Annotated in this window: 1 protein-coding gene; it reads right to left on the minus strand. The window is 69.0% G+C overall.

The window, feature by feature from the left end:
• Window positions 1-1130: Mu transposase domain-containing protein (locus tag A5752_RS08385; RefSeq protein ID WP_067084200.1), on the minus strand; the 1130-nt coding region annotated here is incomplete at its 3' end.
• Between the last annotated feature and the right edge of the window lie 138 nt (window positions 1131-1268).

Here is a 1268-nt window from a genome sequence, read left to right on the forward strand (position 1 = left end):
CCGCTGTCGCGCACCATCACCCCGAGCCCGTCAGCAGCCATCCGGTGCCGGGCGATCACGATCCCGCTCATGGTGGCGATATCGCAGAACTCGCCGCCGACCGGATGTGACACCACCACCTGGGCGGCGGCCAGTTCCGGAGGCACCGAGTAGCGGTTGCCGCGGTAGGACACCATCGCTTGGCGCGACGCGGTGCGGGTTTCGGCCACGATCACCGGATACGCCACCGCCGGCACCGGGGATAGCGGTTCGGAGTTGGCCACCACCGCGACTGAGGAGCGGCCGTCGGCGGTGGCCCGCAGCCGGGTGTCGCCGCGTACCCGGGCGAAGCGATCCAGGTTGGCCTGGGCGGCCTCGACGGTCATGTCGTCGGCCAGCGTGCGCCACCAGCGTTGTGCGGCGGTGTGGTTGACCTTCTCCACCACGCCCTTGCGGTTACCGCGGCGGGCCGGGCAGATCGCCACCGAGACGCCGTAGTGCTTGGCCACCCCGGCGAACGATGCGGTCACCCGGCCACTGCCGGGATCACACACGGTGGCCATCCGGTCGAACCGCCACACCCGGGTGCACCCGCCCAGGCCGCGGGTGACACGGTCCAAGCCGGCGACCAGGTGCGGTTGATCCTCGCTCGGCGCCAAATAGCCGCGCCATTTCCCGGAATGAGCCAACGAGCCGACCAACAGGTGCGCGGTCTTGCCCCACCCCCAGGATTCGGGCGGGTCGGGCAATTCGAGCCAGTCCCATTGGGTTTCATCGCCCGGGGCGTGTGGGATCACCGCGTTGGGGCGCTCGGTGGCAGTCCGGCAGGCTTCACAGACAGGGCGTAGATCGCGGGTGCGGATGTTGCGGGTCAGGCTCTGATACGACAGCCCGAACCCCAGGTCCTCGAGCTCATCGAACAGCGTCCGGGCCCATAGGTGCGGATCCTCGGTCAGTCGGGCGACCACGTAGTCGACGAACGGGTCGAACGGGTCCGGGCCGGGGCGGGCTCGCACCCCGGGCTTGCCGTCGCCGGCCAGATACCTGCGGACCGTCTTGCGGTCGAAGCCGGTGTGGCGGGCGATCGCCGAGATCGTCCAACCACGCTTGCGTAGGGCATGTACTTCCAAGTCGTCCTCCCATGTGAGCATGAGAAAGCGGGCCTCCTTCGGTGGAGCAACTGGCGTCAGACACCAGCAGCTTCGAGGGAGGCCCGCCCCTCTCGGCGGAGCCACACGGGTGGGGAATTTCGATGAGCGTCAGTGGGGAGTTTCAGTGAGCGCGGTCAC

This window comes from Mycobacterium sp. 852002-51961_SCH5331710, from assembly GCF_001665535.1.
GTDB lineage: Bacteria > Actinomycetota > Actinomycetes > Mycobacteriales > Mycobacteriaceae > Mycobacterium.